Raw genomic sequence first — 16,166 nt, 5'->3', positions numbered from 1 at the left:
GGGTGGGGCCGGTACAACCGGGGATTTATCCACTCTCCACGAGAATATTCGTCTCTTTCCCCGCACTTTCTTAGAATTGCCACCGTGTTCCTACCGACTGCACCGCGAACTGGCTTGCCTAAAAACCGCGCGTAGCCTCTAATCCTACCGCTATGCCTGCCGGAGGGGGATCTCGTGGCAGGTGGGCAGCCGGAGGAGGCTCCGTCAGAGAGCAGCAACCGGTTCAATAAAAAGAAGCACAAGCTTGCGGGACAAAAACAATGGCGGCAGACCGCGCACAAAATCTACAAGACACCTTCCTTAATCACGTTCGTAAAACCAAGACGCCACTGACGATATTTCTGGTCAACGGAGTAAAGCTGCAGGGCATTGTCACATGGTTCGACAATTTCTGCTTGCTGTTGCGGCGCGACGGCCACTCGCAGCTTGTCTACAAGCACGCGATCTCGACCATCATGCCCGGAGCTCCGATTCAGTTGTTCGAAGGTGGTGAGGACGCACCGGCTTGAGAGTGAACTGATTGGAACCCTTCAATCGTGAAGGGGGCGCCGACCGGACCAAGTCCAGGGCCGGGTCGGCGGGGAGCGGCAGCACCGGGCGGGTGATCGTCATCGGCCCGTACCTGCGCACGCGCCGTGGCGACGGCGATGCGCAAACGGATTCCTCTGTCCGCGACTATGAAGCGCGGATCGAGGAAGCCGCCGGCCTCGCCGGTGCGATCGACCTCACTGTGGTGGACTCCGTCATCGCGCCGATCAGCCAGATCCGGCCCGCGACCTATCTCGGCAAGGGCAAGGTCGAGGAGATCAACGGGCTCGTTGCCAGCAACGAGGTCGAGCTCGTGGTGATGGATTGCGCGCTGTCGCCGATCCAGCAGCGCAATCTCGAGAAGGCCTGGAGCACCAAGGTGCTCGATCGCACCGGCCTGATCCTGGAAATCTTCGGCCGCCGCGCCAAGACCAAGGAAGGCGCGCTGCAGGTCGAGCTCGCCCATCTCAACTACCAGCGCAGCCGCCTGGTGCGGTCCTGGACCCATCTCGAGCGCCAGCGCGGCGGCTTCGGCTTCATGGGCGGCCCCGGCGAAACCCAGATCGAGGCCGACCGCCGCCTGATCAGCGAGCGCATCACCAAGCTCGAAGGCGAGTTGAAGAAAGTGCAGGCGACGCGGCGGCTGCATCGCGCCGGCCGCCAGCGCGTGCCGTATCGCGTGGTGGCGCTGGTCGGCTACACCAATGCCGGCAAATCGACGCTGTTCAACCGCCTGACCCGCGCCGACGTACAGGCCGCGGACATGCTGTTTGCAACGCTCGACCCGACCCTGCGCGCGCTCAACCTGCCGCATGGCGGCAAGGCGATGCTGTCGGACACGGTCGGCTTCATCTCCAATTTGCCGACCCAGCTCGTGGCCGCGTTCCGCGCCACGCTGGAAGAGGTGCTGGAAGCCGACATCATCCTGCATGTCCGCGACATCTCTCATGAGGATGCGGAGGCGCAGGAGCGCGACGTCGAGGCGGTGTTGCGCCAGCTCGGCATCGACCCCGATGCCGACGGCGGCCAGCGCATCATCGAGGTCTGGAACAAGATCGACCGCTTTGATCCCGAGGAGCGGGACAATTTGCGCAATATCGCCGCGCGCCGTCCGCCGGAGCGGCCATGCTTCCTGGTTTCGGCCGCAACAGGCGAGGGGATCGATGCGCTGCTCGCCGCGATCGAGGATCGCCTCGCGGCCAAGCGCTCGACGCTCAATCTCTCGATCGACGCCTCCGATGGCGCCGGCATCAGCTGGCTGCACCGCAATGCCGAGGTTCTGAACAAGGAGCTGCATGGCGAGCGCTTCGACATGACGGTGCGCGTCGACGAGACCAAGCGCGACATCGTGATGAGCCGGTTCGCGGCCGTTCCCCACCAGGCGTAAGCGCCCTCGAAAGACGGTCCCTGCAATCTTCCGAAATATGACGATGCCGTGACGTTGCGGGCGCCGATGCGCCTGCGACGCGGCGTCGCACTTTCTGTTTGAAATCCGCGCCGCCTTGGTTCATTGCGCTGCAGAACGCAAAGCCGAGGCGGATCGATGCAGGACACCAGCGAAACCATTACGAAAGAGAGGCTCGCCGGCCAGAACGGTGATCTTGCCCATGTCCGCGCGCCCGAGATCGTCGATGCGCTCAACGCCCGCGAGCCCGCGGATGCCGCCAAGCTGCTGCGCTCGCTGCCGGCCGAGAAGGCGATCGAGGTGCTCGACCTGCCCGGGCTCGACAACACCTGCGAGATCCTCGCCGAGCTGCCGAAAGATACCGCGGTCGCGCTGCTGTCGGGCGTCTCCGACGACCGTGCCGCCGATATCTTCAAGGAGCTGATCGAGCCGCTGCGCACCACGCTGCTGAACGGACTCAATCCGGAGACCCGCAACGTCATCTCGGGGCTATTGGCCTATCCCGAGCGCAGCGCCGGCAGCATCATGACGACCGAATTCGTCAGCGTGCCCTCGAGCTGGACCATCGCGGAGGTCCTGCATCACATCCGGATGGTCGAGCGCACCCGCGAGACCGTCTACTCAATCTTCGTGATCGACCCGGTCAAGAAGACCCTGATCCAGGCCGTGCCGCTGCGCCGCCTGATCTCGGGCGATCCGCACGCCAATGTGCTGACCGCGGCGCCGGCGCGGAAGCCGCTGATGATCTCGCCGGAGGCCGACCGCATGGAGGCGGCGCGGCTGATCTCGCGCTACGACCTGCTCGCCGTCGCGGTCGTCGACGGCCCCGGCCATATCCTCGGCATCGTCACCGTCGACGACGTCATCGACGCCATCGTCGAGGAATCGACCGAGGACGCCCAGAAGTTCGGCGGCATGGAAGCGATCGACGAGCCGTATCTGCGGATCGGTTTCGGCGAGATGATCAAGAAGCGCGCCGGCTGGCTGTGCGCGCTGTTCCTGTCGGAAATGCTGACCGCGACTGCAATGCAATCGTACCAGAGCGAGCTCGAGAAGGCGATCGTCCTGACGCTCTTCATCCCGTTGATCATGAGCTCGGGCGGCAATTCCGGCTCGCAGGCCACCTCGCTGTTGATCCGCTCGCTGGCGCTGCACGAGGTGCGGCTGCGCGACTGGTGGCGTGTCGCCGTGCGCGAACTGCCGACCGGCATCGTGCTCGGCGCCATTCTCGGCCTGATCGGCATCATCAGGATCACGCTCTGGCAGACGCTCGGCCTGTTCGACTACGGTCCGCACTGGGTGCTCGTCGCCGCGACCGTCGGTGCCGCACTGGTCGGCATCGTTACGTTCGGATCGCTGTGCGGCTCGATGCTGCCCTTTATCCTCAAACGCATCGGCTTCGACCCGGCCAGCGCGTCCGCGCCATTCGTCGCGACACTGGTCGACGTCACAGGTCTCGTGATCTATTTCGGCGTTGCCGCGGTGATCCTGCGCGGGACGTTGTTGTAGGCTGAGCCTGCGCCCTCAACCTGGCTGTCGTCCCTGCGAAAGCAGGGACCCATAACCACCGGCCATCGTTGTTGAGCTCGGTCGCAGTTGTTCGGCGCAACCAAGCTTGGCGGTGAATTGCGCGGTACTGGTATCGCCAACCTACCGTTAGATCACGCGGTATGGGTCCCTGCTTTCGCAGGGACGACAGCGGTCTTTGCTTCGTTCCACAACGCGTCCATCTCTTCCAGCGACGCACCGTCGAGCGAACGCCCCTTCGCCGCCAGCGCCTTCTCAATATAGGAAAAGCGCCGCTCGAACTTGGCGTTGGTCGCGCGCAGCGCGGTTTCCGGATCGGCGTCGACGTGGCGGGCGAGGTTGACCAGCGCGAACATCAGGTCGCCGGTTTCCTCCGCGATCTCCGCTCTGTCGTCGCGGTCGAGCGCGGCTTCGATCTCGTCGGCCTCCTCGCGGATCTTGGCGAGCACCGCGCGCGGGTCGTTCCAGTCGAAGCCGACGGTGGACGCCTTGCGCTGCAACTCCATCGCGCGCGTCAGGGCAGGCAGGCCCGCCTTCACGCTCGCCAGCAGCGATTTGTGCGCGGTCTCCTCTGGAGGCCGCCGCGCGGCGCGCTCGGCCTTCTCCTCGGCCTTGATCCGTTCCCAGGCGCTCTTGACGCCGGCAGGCTGGATATTGCCGTCCTTGTCGGCGAAGACGTGCGGGTGACGGCGGATCATCTTCCTGGTGATCGCCTCGACCACATCGCCAAACGCGAACGCGTTCTGCTCCTCGGCCATCCTGGCGTGATAAACCACCTGCAACAGCAGGTCGCCGAGCTCCTCGCGCAAATCGTCGAGATCGCCGCGCGTGATCGCATCCGCAACCTCATAAGCCTCCTCGATCGTGTAGGGCGCGATGGTCTCGAAATTCTGCACGAGGTCCCATGGGCAGCCGGTCACCGGCGTGCGCAGCGCAGCCATGATCTCGATCAGGCGGGAAATGTCGCGGGAAGGGGTCATGGAGCACCGCTGGATGAGAGGTATAGCCGTTATGCCAAATCGGCCCTGTCGATCCCAGCAAAACACGCCGGAAACACGGCACTGTCCACGGATTGGCCACGGCGCCGTCAGGTGCTAAATCGCGTTCCATGACCGATCAGAACGCTTCCGACACTGCGCTGGTGCTGTTTTCCGGCGGCCAGGACTCCACCACCTGCCTTGCCTGGGCGTTGGACCGTTTCGCGCGCGTGGAAATTCTCGGCTTTACCTACGGCCAGCGTCACGCCATCGAGCTCGACTGCCGCGACCAGCTGCTGGACGGCATCAGGGCGCTGCGGCCGGATTGGGCAGCAAAGCTCGGCGACAGCCACACACTGGCGATCCCGACGCTGTCGGAGATTTCCGACACCGCGCTGACCCGCGACGTCGCAATTGAAATGGGCGCGGACGGCCTGCCGAACACCTTCGTGCCCGGCCGCAACCTCGTGTTCCTCACCTTTGCCGCGGCGCTGGCCTATCGGCGCGGCATCCGCCACATCGTCGGCGGCATGTGCGAGACCGACTATTCCGGCTACCCGGATTGCCGCGACGAGACCATCAAGGCATTGCAGTCCGCGCTCAATCTCGGCATGGCCAGGGATTTCGAGCTGCACACGCCGCTGATGTGGCTCGACAAGGCCGCGACCTGGCAGCTCGCGCACGAACTCGGCGGAGCAGGGCTGGTCGACCTGATCCGCGAGCACTCGCACACCTGCTATCTGGGCGAACGCGGCGCGCAGCACGATTGGGGCTATGGCTGCGGCGAATGCCCGGCCTGCAGCCTGCGGGCCAAGGGCTGGCGGGAATATGTTGCGCAGGGTCGCCCGTAACCGTGGGCTGATAGCCGTCCGCAGGGGCGCACCGCCAAAATATCGAAAACAACCCCATGCAAAGGAGTCGGCGGCTGCCGTTCGACACCGCAACTTGACACGTCGGGCAACTCAGCGGTATTCTTCTATTATCCAGAAATTGTGCCAGATTCGGCTCGAATCGCAAACCCATCCTCATCGTCGTCCCGGCGAAGGCCGGGACCCATAACCACAAATGATCTTTGTTGAGCGATGGTGGAACGACGAGTCGCGTTCACACAATATTCGCCGCGGAGTATGGGTCCCTGCTTTCGCAGGGACGACAGCTGTGAATGCGGCGCGATCTGGTGCTACGGCGGAAATGCGCCGCTACGCGAAATCCCCCGGCGTCAGCACGATCGGCTGGCCGTGCGGGGTGCGGTCGGCGGCGTGGTCCCAGGCGTCGCGGTAGCGGTGCAGTGTCTCATGCGTCGTGACGCCCTTGGCGGCCACGAGGTGCTCGAGGGTTGCCAGCCAATGCTGGTAATAGGTCTCGCCGGTGTCGGGATCGCCGGCAGCCTGCGCGCGCTTGATCTGGTCGGCGAGCGCGGCAGCCCATTCGGTCCAGGTGAACACGCCGCGGTCATGCAGGCTCAACGCCATGGCGAACGCCTGCGCTTCCCAGGGGGCGCGGAATACCGGGCCGTCCTGGTCGCGGGGAATGCTCGAGACGGCGCTGGTGGCGCGCACGGCGGCACCGGCATCCATCAGACGGCCTCCAGATACGGCTCGAACGCGTCGATCGAGACCTTGATGGTCGGATCGGAGTCCGGTCCCCACAGCTCGCGTCCGTCGAACACGACGGTGTACAGCCATTGCGGATGTTCGCCGGCGTCGTTGGCCACCGTGTCGGGAAACACATGACAGCCATGATCGCGCTCGACCACCCCGACGTGACCGCGCACGTAGCGTGGCAGCCGCGTGTGGGTGGCCGGATGGATGTTCTTCGCCCGCACCCGATCGCCGGCCTTGAATTTCGCCGGCCCTGGCGCGGCGCGGCCGAACTTGCCGCGCACCATGATGCGCTCGATGTCGGCCACCGAGAACTTGCCGTGCTTGAGCGCTTTCGCCGGCGCGACGGCATGTCCGGCAGTAACGTCGTCCTTGGAGATATAGCCTTTGTCGAGCAGCAAAGCTTCCAGCCCGAGCAGCCATTTCCTGTAGTAGGAGCTCGACAGATAGACCTGCGGGGGCAGGGTCTCGCGATAGAAGCGCGAGGCGTCGATGTTGAAGGCGCCGGCGGCGCCCATCGCGCGGACCATGGCGAGCACCCGGGATTCCCATTCCTGATGGAACATCGGCTCGTTCGGCTCGGGCTCGACCTTGCCGAATCCGTCCATGCCGCCCATGTCGTGGACGCCGTTCATGACGGGGCTCCCGGCTTTTTGGGGAAGCCGGTGCCGATCATGGAATCGCGCGTCACCAGCTCGGCGAGCTGGTCTTCGCTCCAGCCCTCGGTGCCTTCGGGCCGCATCGGCAGCACCAGAAAACGGGTCTCCGCGGTCGAATCCCAGACCCGGATTTCCGTCTCCTTCGGCAGGCTGACGCCGAAATCGGCAAGCACGCCGCGCGGATCCTTGACTGCGCGCGAGCGATACGGCGAGGCCTTGTACCAGACCGGCGGCAGCCCCAGCATTTCCCAGGGATAACAGGAGCACAACGTGCAGACGACCATGTTGTGGCGGCCGGGCGTGTTCTCGATCGCGACCAGATGGTCGCCGACCCGGCTGACATGGCCGAGGGTGCCGACCGCCTTGCTGGCGTCCTCGAGCAGCGCCTTCTTGAAGGCGGGATCGGTCCAGGCCTTGGCGACGACGCGGGCGCCGTTATGCGGGCCGATCTTGGTCTCGTAGGCCTGCACGATAGCGTCGAGCGCGGCAGCCTCGACATAGCCCTTCTCGGTCAGGATCGATTCCAGCGCGCGGACGCGCAGTTCGGTCTCCGACAGTTCGGAATGGTCGTGATCGTGGTGGTGATGATCATGTTCGCTCATGCCCACAGAATAGGCGAAACCGTCGTGCTATGTCGAGGCAGGCAGTACACAAGAATGCGAGCGGGGAGGTATGCGTGGTTGATGATGTGACGATCGAGAAGGGGCTCGGACCGGAGGGACGGATCGCGGTGGTGCGCTTCGACCGCGGCGACGGTATCAACGCGCTGTCGCCGGATGCGCTGCGGCAGCTGACCGACGCGGCGCGCAGTTTCGAGGACGACGGCGAGACCTCGGTGGTGGTGCTGACCGGCGGCGCCAAATCGTTCAGCGCCGGCTTCGACCTCAAGGATGCCGAAGGGCGTTCTCGCCAGACCATGGACATGGGCGCGCTGCGCCGGCACCTGAAGCTCGGGCCGCGGCTGACGCGCGCCTGGCAGGACATGGAGCAGGTCACGATCGGCGCGATCGAGGGGTTTTGCGTCGGCGGCGGCGTGGCACTCGCGGTCGCGCTGGATTTCCGCGTCATGGCGCGCGACGCGCACATGCGGGTGCCGGAAATCGCACTCGGCATGAACATGAGCTGGCAGAGCGTGCCGCGCATGCTGCATCTGATGGGACCGGCGCGCACCAAGCAGGCTGTGATCCTGGCCGACGACCGGATCTCGGCCGAGGAGGCCTACGAATGGGGCCTGGTGGAGCAGGTGACCGATCCTGGAAGGTCATATGAAGCCGCGATGGCGCTCGCGGCCAAGGTCGCCGCCCAGCCGCCGATCTCGGTCGCGATGACCAAGCTGACGGTCAACCGGCTGGCACATGCGCTCGACGATCTCGCCAGCCACATGGACCTCGACCAGTTCGCGCTGGCGAGCCTGACCGAGGATCACAAGGAAGGCGTCGCGGCATTCCTCGGACGGCGGAAGCCGCGCTTCAAGGGGCGCTGATACTTCTCGTTCAGGAGTCCTTCCAGGCTTCGGAATGGCGAAGGCCCTGACGCCGGGCCGATGCGTCAGGGCCTTTGCGGTGCGGAGACGACCCCAGCACCTTTCAGGGCCCTGGGAGCCGACGTTGGGGTCATCCGCCTGCACCGTTGTCGAGACCGAGCAGGCAGCCGATATCATGCGCCCATCACCGGCGTCCGCATTTGCATATGTAAATCGTCATCCCAATCCTCTCCGACCGCTCCAGCCCTTTGGACTGCGCAGCAGGATCATCGGCCGGCGCGGGCGCTCCGATCGTTTGCTGCCACGCGCCTCTGTTTGGATTTTGCGAATTCCTGCGAGCGACTCGATCTCTCATATGTTAATGCCGGAACCAGGCGCAGAGATGAAAAGCGGGGGCGACTGATGTCTCGACCGCGATTCGATATCCGCCTTAGTCAGCCGAAGGGTGCAGTTGATGAATCTCATCGACCGCTACTTTTTCGCCGCAACGATCACAGTGACAATTGTCCTCTGGCTGTACCTCGGGTTGCTGGTGGCCGGTAGCTGACGGCGCGTGCCTGGAAAACGGGACCAGCCCGCCTTGGGCATCGAAATTCCCCGCTCATTAAAATAGGCCATAGCCGCTGTCCTGAAGACAGGCGGTGAGCGGCTGTCCGGAAACCCGACCAGCGGCAGAACGTTAACGCCTCGATCATCCGCGCAACTGGCAGAGGTGCTGCTATGCGTACGATCTTGATCGTGGAAGACGAGTATTTCATTGCCGATGACTGTGCTGCCCTGGCACGGCAGGCCGGCTATCACGTCGCCGGCCCGTTCGCTTCGATCGACGAAGCCCGCCCGCACGCGGCGAGGGCGGGTGGGGCGGAGCTGCAACCTGCCTGAGGCCGCGTAGCTTGCTGCATCGGGGCGCACAACTCCAACCCCCACGTCGTCCCTGCGAAAGCAGGGACCCATACGCCGCGGCGGGCGTTACAGGCGGGACTCGTCGTTCCAGCATCGCGTAACAATTTGCGTTTGTGGTTATGGGTCCCTGCTTTCGCAGGGACGACAGCGAGTGTGTTGCGCGATCAGTGGTCATGATTTCGCGCTCTCGCGACATGAATCGCCCGAGCTTTGCATTTCGTTTCGCCGCCCTGAAAGCAGAGGGCGCAGGGAAAGCCGGCTGCCGATCGCACCCAATGGATCCCGCATAATGAAAAACGCGGGAGGTAGGACACACAGGTGTAACCGGAAACAACCCGGCTTTCCCTGCGGTAACAACAAAGCCCAGTCTCGCCGGGGAGGCGTCAGGCCTGCACGATTTCGCCGTCCGCCTTGCGTGCTCTCGTCAGTACCACGCTCGGCGTCCACCGCATCTCACCGCATGAACGTCATCCGATCTCAACGTCCTGAGCTGTGCGACGACGAGGCGCAACTCATCTGCCAATTGGGCGTTACGGATGCGCGTTTCCGTGACGGTTGAGAGGTCGGCGATCAGCGCGCGTTCTGCGGCCGTCTGCTCCAGCAACTCGATACGTCGTTCGATCTCGGTCATTACGCACCCCCGTCCGATATCGTGACTGGAGTATCGTGGGGCTCTCTGCAAACCTCCGCACTAACATTTGCAAATGCTCGAGCGGATTATTCATGTCCAGCAGCGCCATGAGACAGGCGGTCAGACCTGCGGATCAATCTGCTTCATGGGATCACCGCGCAGGATCATGCCGGCGAGCCCGTGCGCCATGGCGCGCTGATCGAACGGCTTCTCCCACAACGGGACGTCCGCGAACTCGGTGCCGAGCACGACCTTGTCGTATCCCGAGGTGAACACGATCGGCACGCCGCGCGCCTGCAGCTCGCGCGCGACCGGATAGATCATCTGCTTGCGGATGTTGACATCGAGCACCGCACCATCGATCACGCCGCCGTCGTGAAGGATACGAAGCGCATCGTCGATATCACCGGCCGGCCCGGCGATATCAGCACCAAGCGCGCGCAGCGCGCTGCGCATGTCGTCGGCAAGGAAATATTCGTCTTCGACGATCAGGACGCGCCGACCGGTCAGCAATGCGCCCTCGGGCAAACGTGCAAAAAAATCAGACATATCAACTCCGGCCGCGCCCGGCATGTCGTCATCGCAGAATTGGAACATAGGACGAATGCTCGCCTTGTTGCAAACAATGTTGGAAAGGGCAGGTTCCATGTCCAATCGGGACAACATCGTCATCGGCGGTTCAGCCGGGGTAGCGGCGCGAACTCGCTGGAAAGGTCTATCGTCGGGTCGGGCGCCGCCAAGCAACATGATCCGTCGCGCTCTGGAGGACAAGCGGCGGCCACATCGCGCTTCCCTGCAGGTCGGAGATTTCCTACTTATCCCATCGGGATACGATCAAACTCTGGTATCAACGGGCACGGGCGAGAATGCCCTTCGGAGAATTGAGAGCCGCTGCGACCATGGATGACGTCGGTCAACCCCAGGGCGGAGATGGAGAGCGCAAGAGCAAGGCGCCGCTGATCGTAGGCGTGGGCGCATCCGCCGGCGCTCTCGATAGTATCGAGCGTTTCTTTTCCCGGCTGCGGCTCAATCCGGATCAAGCCGTCGTCCTCGTGCTGCAGGACCACGATGCCATCGAGGATACCCGGCTGCACGCCGCGTTGCAGCGATCGGAAGGCGCGAGGGTGTCCGAGATCAGCGACGGACAGCTCGTCGAGGGCGGCGTGATCCATCTGTGTCCGTCCGACATGATCACTACCATTCATGGCGACCGTTTCGCCGTCCGGCGCGCCGAGCAGGCGCGCGGTGACCGGGCGACCATCGACAGCTTCCTGGTCTCGCTGGCGGAGGAGCGCGCCGAGCGGTCGATCGGCGTCGTGTTGGCCGGCACGGGCGGCGACGGTATGCTCGGGGTCGGGACCTTGAAGGATCATGGGGGCCTCGCGATCGCCGAACGCATTGGCGACGGTCAGTCCAACCCCCACGACGAAGGCAGCTCGGCCGCGGCGATCGCCGATTTTGTCCTGCCGCCGGAGGACATTCCGGAGCATATCGACGTCTATTCCCGCCACCTCCGCCGGCTCGAGACCGGGACGCGGCTGCCGCCGGAATTCCCCATCACGACGGCGGCCGGACGGGGCGCGATCGACATCCCGCCGGTACGTTCCGTTGGCCCGGACGTCGGCCTCGAGCGCCGCGCCCAGCGCATCGCAGAGCGCTATGCGCCGGCCTTTGTCATCACCGACGGCAGTTTTCACATCCTGCATTCCTCCGACCGCACCGGCCGCTACATCGAGCCGACCGCCGGGGCGGCGACGCTCGATTTGCTGCAACTTGTGCATCGCGACCTCAGGCTTGAATTGCGCACCGTGCTCACCCGTGCCGCTGAAACCAATGAAGCGGCGCATGCCGAGCAGGTGCAGCTCGGCGTCAACGGGCATCGCGTGCTGGTCGACATCACCGTCGAGCCGATCCAGGACGGCCCTGCCGGCCATCGCAATTTCGTCGTGCTGTTCAAGGATGGCCCGATCCGTCCCGTGGAGCAGGCCGAGAGCAATCCCAGCATTCTGGCCAGGACCGATCATGTCGAGCGGCTGGAAAGCGAGCTGCGCGCCACCCGCGAGCGGCTGCAGGCCACCATCGAGGAACTCGAAAACACCAATGAGAAGCTGAAGTCCTCCAACGAGGAATATCAGTCGCTCAACGAGGAGCTGGAGACCTCGCGCGAGGAGTTGCAGTCGGTCAATGGGGAGCTGACCACCGTCAATGGCGAGCTGGCGCACCGCGTGCAGGGTCTCACCCAGGCCACCAGCGACCTGAAGAATTTCCTCGAGAGCACCCGCATCGCAACCGTATTCCTCGACAACGATCTGAAGGTGATGAACTTCACGCCGGCGATCACGCAGTTGCTGCATCTGGTCGAGACCGATGTCGGCCGCCCGATCGCGCATATCAAGGCGCGCATTCCGATCGAGGAGCTCTACGACGATGTCCGCCGCGTGCAGCGGACGCTGGCCAGCGCCGAGCGCGAGCTGACCGCGCCCGACAGCGGCACGCGCTACATCGTGCGCATCCTGCCTTACCGCAGAATCGACGATTTCGTCGCCGGTGTCGTGATCAGCTTCATCGATGTCACTGCTATCACGCGGGCCGAGGAGCGGCAGCGCCTGCTGCATGCCGAATTGCAGCACCGCGTCCGCAACACGCTCGGCGTGGTCCGCTCGATCGCGCGCCGCTCGGCCGAGACCAGCGCGAGCTCGAGGACTACGCATCGCATCTCGACGGCCGGCTCAACGCCTTCGCGCGGACCCAGTCGCTGGTGACCCGAGATCCGGCAGGCGGCGTTGATCTCGAATACCTCGTGGTCGAGGAATTGCTGGCTTACAACGCGCGGGAGGGCGAGCAACTGAAGGTCTCCGGTCCCGGAATCCGCCTGCAACCCAAGGCCGCGGAGACTTTCGCGCTGGCACTCCACGAGCTCGCAACCAACGCCTTGAAATATGGCGCGCTGAGCCAACGCGCCGGGCGCATCGACGTCTCATGGCGGGTCGATGACGCGGCCGAGCCACGGCAACTGGTGTTCGACTGGCGCGAACGCAGCGGGCCGGCGGTGACGCCGCCGCGCCGCAGGGGATTTGGATCCGATCTCCTGGAGCGGACGCTGGCGTTCGAGTTCAAGGGCGAGAGCACGCTCGAGTTCAATCCGTCGGGATTTCACTGCACGATCGCTATACCGATGAGCGCGCAGGCCATCCATACGCCGAGTATGGGGAGCTAGATGCATCCCCCGATGCTCGAGGGGAATCTGGCGCAGCCGGTGATCCGGCGGCTCAACGCCTTGCGGCAATTGTCCGAACGGGGGATCGCGTTGCTGCAGCAGGCGATCCAGGAGGGGCTGCACCGCGCCAGCCCGGGTGAGGACCTCGCGACCGAAGGCGATCCGGTCGACAGCGTCAGAATCATCCTGTCGGGCTGGCTCTGCCGCTACAAGACGCTGGCCGACGGCCGCCGCCAAATCGTCAATTTTGTCCTGCCGGGCGACAGCTGCGATGCCTGCGTTTATCTGCTTTCCGTAATGGATCATTCGATCGGCGCACTGACCCCGGTCACCTACGCCGACATCAAGCGTCCGGCGTTCGAGCAGCTGCTGGCGAGCGACCGTACGCTGGAAGAAGCGCTGTGGTGCGAAACCATCGTGAACAGCGCGATCCAGCGGGAATGGACGGCCAATATCGGACGGCGCGTGGCGCTGGAGCGGGTCGCGCATCTGTTGTGCGAACTTTATGAGCGCCTGCTGCCGGTCGGAATGATCGACGGCGATTCCTGCCTGTTTCCGATCACGCAGACGGATCTCGCCGATGCCACCGGGCTGTCCGTAGTCCATGTCAACAGGACGCTGCAGGAGCTGCGCGGCGCCGGCCTGATCGTGCTGCGCGACCGCATACTGACGATCAACGACCTGAAGCAGCTCAAGGACACGGCGCTGTTTTCGGCCGACTATCTGCACACCAAGCGGCACGGCTGAGACGCGGCAAGGCGGCTTTGTCGGGCTGACGCGGGCGCTGCGCTTGCCGCGATTGTGCGTCGCACATTTGCAGACGTTAGTACCGGAACCCGTTGCGAAGCGCAGGTTCTCACGAGCTGACGCGCCGACCGGCCGTCAGCGCAACCAGGAGAACCCCGCTACGACCCCAGCTCTCCACCCCTGAGCTGGGGTCACTTGTGTCGAACAGGTGAGAGTGGAGCCACAGCGATCGAGCAGAGCGCGTCGAGGGCTCCTCGATCTCGTGCGCCGGTCACGTGCAGCCGCCATGATGGTGAAGGAACGTTCAGGAAAGTTCCGATCCTGTTCCTGCAACGTGCGCGGACGCCAGTCGTTGTCACGGTGTACTGGAAAGGAGGATGTCATGACGAAGCTTACTTACGCTCTTGCCGCAGTTGCGGCACTCTCGATAGCGGCACCGACCGTTGCGAGCGCGCAGGGTGTGGGCATCTATGTCGGCAGCGACCACGGCTACTACGGCAATCGATATTATTATGGTGGCCCGCGCGTCGACGTATACCGGCATGACCGGGGCTGGCACCACGGCTGGTACAACCATCATCGCGACTACTACCGCGACCGCGGCTTCGTGATCCGTGGTCATGACTGGGACGATTAACGGTGCTGGTCGCACGTCGCGATAACCAGCTCGCGACGACCGGTGAGGGCCTCGCTTCGGCGGGGCCCTTTTCATTGGCGTTACCGCATCGCGCCGCTTCGTCGACGTAGGAACCTTGGCCGATCCACCAAATTGTCAGGACGGGACGAGGTGGACGGAGGAGGTTTGCATGAACCAGTTGATTTATCTGGTCGGACTGATCGTGGTCATTTTGGCGATATTGTCGTTCTTCGGGCTGCGGTAGGCGCGTCATGGATAACGAGCGAGGGCTTGCCGTGTCCGCCGCCAACAGGACCGGGCTTCGGCTGCAATGGAGCCCGGTCATCGCCGGCGCGCTGGCTGCGGCGGCGCTGTCGGTGATCCTGATCGGCTTCGGCGCGGCGGTCGGATTGGGCGTGAGTTCAAGCTCGCCGTCATGGCGCGACGCATCGGCCGCGCTCGCGTTGCTGTCGGGGCTGTATTTGATTCTTCAGGCGGTGGTGAGCTTCGGCGTCGGCGGCTACATCGCCGGCCGGGCGCAGCGCGTGATCGGCGCGACGCCATCCGACGAGATCGACAGCCGCGACGGGCTTCACGGACTGACCGCCTGGGCGCTCGCCGTCATCCTCGGTGCTACAATCGTCACGCTGGTTGGCCTGTCCACCGCGCGCCCGGTGGTCCAGAACCGGCCATCTGCGACGGCCGCGGAGCCGTTGCTGAGCGCCGAGCTCGACCGCCTGTACCGGTCGCTGCGGCGTCCGGCCAATCTCGATATCGGCTACGAGCGGGCGGAGGCCGGCCGCATCCTGCTGACGAGCTCCGGCCGCAGCGGCGTCAACAGTGACGATCGCAGCTATCTGATCCAGCAGGTCGCGGCCGCGACCGGTCTGGCCGCGGCGGAGGCGGAGAAGCGCGTCGACAGCGTGATGGGCGATGCCAGGACCGCGATCCAGCGGTCGCGGCGCAGCGCGGTGATTCTGGCGTTCTCGGTTGCGGCGGCGCTGCTGTTCGGTGCGGTCGCCGCGTGGGCCGCGGCCGGCGCGGGTGGCCGTCACCGCGACGGCGCCGCGTTGCCGGAGTGGATGGGCGGCAGGCCGACGACGGCCGTGCCGATTGTCTGATGCAGTTGTGAATGTCCTTCAAGGGAGACGATGATGGCAACGATCTTGGTGATGGACCACTCCGGCGACACGAGGCAGCAATTCGATCCCGACAACAGCGAGCAATTGGCCTGGGCGAATGCCCGCTTCGCCCAGCTCACATCGGACGGCTACACTGCCGCAATTCGGCAGGCGACCGGAGAGGCGAGGTTGGTCCGCGCGCTTGATCCGACCGCCGAGGAAACGTTGTTCTATCCGAGGCTGGTCGGCGGCTGACGCCATGCTCGCCCGTCTGCGCGAGATGCCCCTGCGATCCGCGCTCCGAGGAGCCGCCAGCACGTTGTGTGCGACCATGGCCGCGATCTGGGATCGCTGGAAGGCCTATGAGCGAATTGAGGCGCGCGGACTTGCGCTGCTGTCCGCGTGGCTGTCACCCGAGCAGCGGGTGCAGTTCGAAAAACATAATCGCTTCGACGTCATCGGCTCGGAGTCCGGCAAGCGATACCGGATTTGCTACGGCACCTCGACCAACGTCTACGAGATGGACGGGGGCGACCGCATCGTGCTGGGCTGGTGCTTCCGGCCCGTCGGCTCGCTGGTGGCGGGCGACGTCATGCTTGCCCAGAAAATCGCGCTCGAAACCGACGAACGCGCGACGCTCATGGTCGCCAAGCCATTCCCGAGCTCCATGCCACCACGCGCAAATCTCCCTCCGGTTAGTTAGCGCTCGGCCCGCGCTGCCCCGCGAGGCGCGAGCTGTCGCGTTGCCGGG

General features: G+C 64.6%; 18 protein-coding genes and 1 pseudogene. 12 read left to right on the top strand and 7 right to left on the bottom strand.

Annotation, left to right across the window (positions count from 1 at the left end; translation table 11 throughout):
* Positions 1-260 precede the first annotated feature (260 nt).
* The 3 genes from hfq to mgtE all read left to right on the top strand — a co-directional run bounded on the left by hfq (position 261) and on the right by mgtE (position 3,442).
* Positions 261-509, top strand: a complete 249-nt coding sequence (gene hfq, locus AC1VNY_RS12200) for an RNA chaperone Hfq (protein ID WP_006020546.1) — start codon at positions 261-263, stop codon at positions 507-509.
* A gap of 11 nt (positions 510-520) precedes the next feature.
* Entirely contained in the window at positions 521-1,915 is a 1,395-nt protein-coding gene (gene hflX / locus AC1VNY_RS12195; protein ID WP_482405324.1) for a GTPase HflX, read from the top strand.
* 156 nt (positions 1,916-2,071) lie between these two features.
* Entirely contained in the window at positions 2,072-3,442 is a 1,371-nt protein-coding gene (gene mgtE, locus AC1VNY_RS12190; RefSeq protein WP_482405323.1) for a magnesium transporter, read from the top strand.
* A 152-nt stretch (positions 3,443-3,594) separates the two neighbouring features.
* Here the strand turns inward: mgtE and mazG are convergent, their stop codons facing one another.
* Positions 3,595-4,440 carry a nucleoside triphosphate pyrophosphohydrolase gene (gene mazG / locus AC1VNY_RS12185; protein ID WP_482405322.1) on the bottom strand — a complete coding sequence of 282 codons (846 nt, stop codon included), beginning with the start codon at positions 4,438-4,440 and terminating at the stop codon, positions 3,595-3,597.
* Positions 4,441-4,568: 128 nt separating this feature from the next.
* Here mazG and queC point away from each other — a divergent pair, with 128 nt between their 5' ends.
* Positions 4,569-5,288: a 7-cyano-7-deazaguanine synthase QueC gene (gene queC, locus AC1VNY_RS12180; RefSeq protein ID WP_482405321.1), complete on the top strand. Its 720-nt coding sequence runs from the start codon at positions 4,569-4,571 to the stop codon at positions 5,286-5,288.
* Between the two features lie 348 nt (positions 5,289-5,636).
* Here the strand turns inward: queC and AC1VNY_RS12175 are convergent, their stop codons facing one another.
* The 3 genes from AC1VNY_RS12175 to nthA are packed head-to-tail and all read right to left on the bottom strand — an operon-like array spanning position 5,637 to position 7,299.
* The gene (locus AC1VNY_RS12175; RefSeq protein ID WP_482405320.1) at positions 5,637-6,014 is read right to left on the bottom strand and encodes a nitrile hydratase accessory protein; all 378 of its coding nucleotides are present in this window, start codon (positions 6,012-6,014) and stop codon (positions 5,637-5,639) included.
* Positions 6,014-6,673 carry a nitrile hydratase subunit beta gene (gene nthB / locus AC1VNY_RS12170; RefSeq protein WP_482405319.1) on the bottom strand — a complete coding sequence of 220 codons (660 nt, stop codon included), beginning with the start codon at positions 6,671-6,673 and terminating at the stop codon, positions 6,014-6,016. The genes AC1VNY_RS12175 and nthB overlap by 1 nt, the downstream gene beginning before the upstream one ends.
* Entirely contained in the window at positions 6,670-7,299 is a 630-nt protein-coding gene (gene nthA / locus AC1VNY_RS12165) for a nitrile hydratase subunit alpha (RefSeq protein ID WP_028344028.1), read from the bottom strand. The genes nthB and nthA overlap by 4 nt, the downstream gene beginning before the upstream one ends.
* Before the next feature lie 74 nt (positions 7,300-7,373).
* On the opposite strand from nthA, the gene AC1VNY_RS12160 reads away from it, so the two are divergent.
* The gene (locus tag AC1VNY_RS12160; RefSeq protein WP_304495426.1) at positions 7,374-8,180 is read left to right on the top strand and encodes an enoyl-CoA hydratase/isomerase family protein; all 807 of its coding nucleotides are present in this window, start codon (positions 7,374-7,376) and stop codon (positions 8,178-8,180) included.
* Positions 8,181-8,396: 216 nt separating this feature from the next.
* Here the strand turns inward: AC1VNY_RS12160 and AC1VNY_RS12155 are convergent, their stop codons facing one another.
* Positions 8,397-8,501, bottom strand: a complete 105-nt coding sequence (locus AC1VNY_RS12155; protein ID WP_482405327.1) for a phosphoketolase family protein — start codon at positions 8,499-8,501, stop codon at positions 8,397-8,399.
* Positions 8,502-8,900: 399 nt separating this feature from the next.
* On the opposite strand from AC1VNY_RS12155, the gene AC1VNY_RS12150 reads away from it, so the two are divergent.
* On the top strand, positions 8,901-9,062 hold the full coding sequence (locus AC1VNY_RS12150) for a hypothetical protein (RefSeq protein ID WP_482405318.1): 162 nt from the start codon (positions 8,901-8,903) through the stop codon (positions 9,060-9,062).
* A 445-nt stretch (positions 9,063-9,507) separates the two neighbouring features.
* On the opposite strand, the gene AC1VNY_RS12145 is transcribed toward AC1VNY_RS12150, so the two are convergent.
* Both AC1VNY_RS12145 and AC1VNY_RS12140 read right to left on the bottom strand, forming a co-directional pair.
* Positions 9,508-9,714 (bottom strand): hypothetical protein, encoded by a 207-nt coding sequence (locus AC1VNY_RS12145; RefSeq protein WP_482405317.1) that lies wholly within the window; start codon positions 9,712-9,714, stop codon positions 9,508-9,510.
* 120 nt (positions 9,715-9,834) lie between these two features.
* Positions 9,835-10,263, bottom strand: a complete 429-nt coding sequence (locus AC1VNY_RS12140; protein ID WP_304500308.1) for a response regulator — start codon at positions 10,261-10,263, stop codon at positions 9,835-9,837.
* A gap of 449 nt (positions 10,264-10,712) precedes the next feature.
* Here AC1VNY_RS12140 and AC1VNY_RS12135 point away from each other — a divergent pair.
* The 6 genes and pseudogenes from AC1VNY_RS12135 (at position 10,713) to AC1VNY_RS12110 (ending at position 16,118) form a co-directional block, all read left to right on the top strand.
* A pseudogene (locus AC1VNY_RS12135) lies at positions 10,713-12,931 on the top strand (PAS domain-containing protein).
* Entirely contained in the window at positions 12,932-13,678 is a 747-nt protein-coding gene (locus AC1VNY_RS12130; protein WP_482405316.1) for a Crp/Fnr family transcriptional regulator, read from the top strand.
* A gap of 382 nt (positions 13,679-14,060) precedes the next feature.
* Complete coding sequence (locus AC1VNY_RS12125) at positions 14,061-14,315, top strand: hypothetical protein (RefSeq protein WP_482405315.1); 255 nt, start codon at positions 14,061-14,063, stop codon at positions 14,313-14,315.
* A 251-nt stretch (positions 14,316-14,566) separates the two neighbouring features.
* Positions 14,567-15,415: a hypothetical protein gene (locus AC1VNY_RS12120; protein ID WP_482405314.1), complete on the top strand. Its 849-nt coding sequence runs from the start codon at positions 14,567-14,569 to the stop codon at positions 15,413-15,415.
* Between the two features lie 33 nt (positions 15,416-15,448).
* Positions 15,449-15,670: a hypothetical protein gene (locus tag AC1VNY_RS12115; protein WP_038386759.1), complete on the top strand. Its 222-nt coding sequence runs from the start codon at positions 15,449-15,451 to the stop codon at positions 15,668-15,670.
* 76 nt (positions 15,671-15,746) lie between these two features.
* On the top strand, positions 15,747-16,118 hold the full coding sequence (locus AC1VNY_RS12110; protein WP_482405313.1) for a hypothetical protein: 372 nt from the start codon (positions 15,747-15,749) through the stop codon (positions 16,116-16,118).
* Positions 16,119-16,166: the final 48 nt, after the last annotated feature.

This window comes from Bradyrhizobium ferriligni (assembly GCF_056837965.1).
Note: the sequence above shows the minus strand (reverse complement) of the source record. Positions and strands in the feature narration are given on the sequence as shown.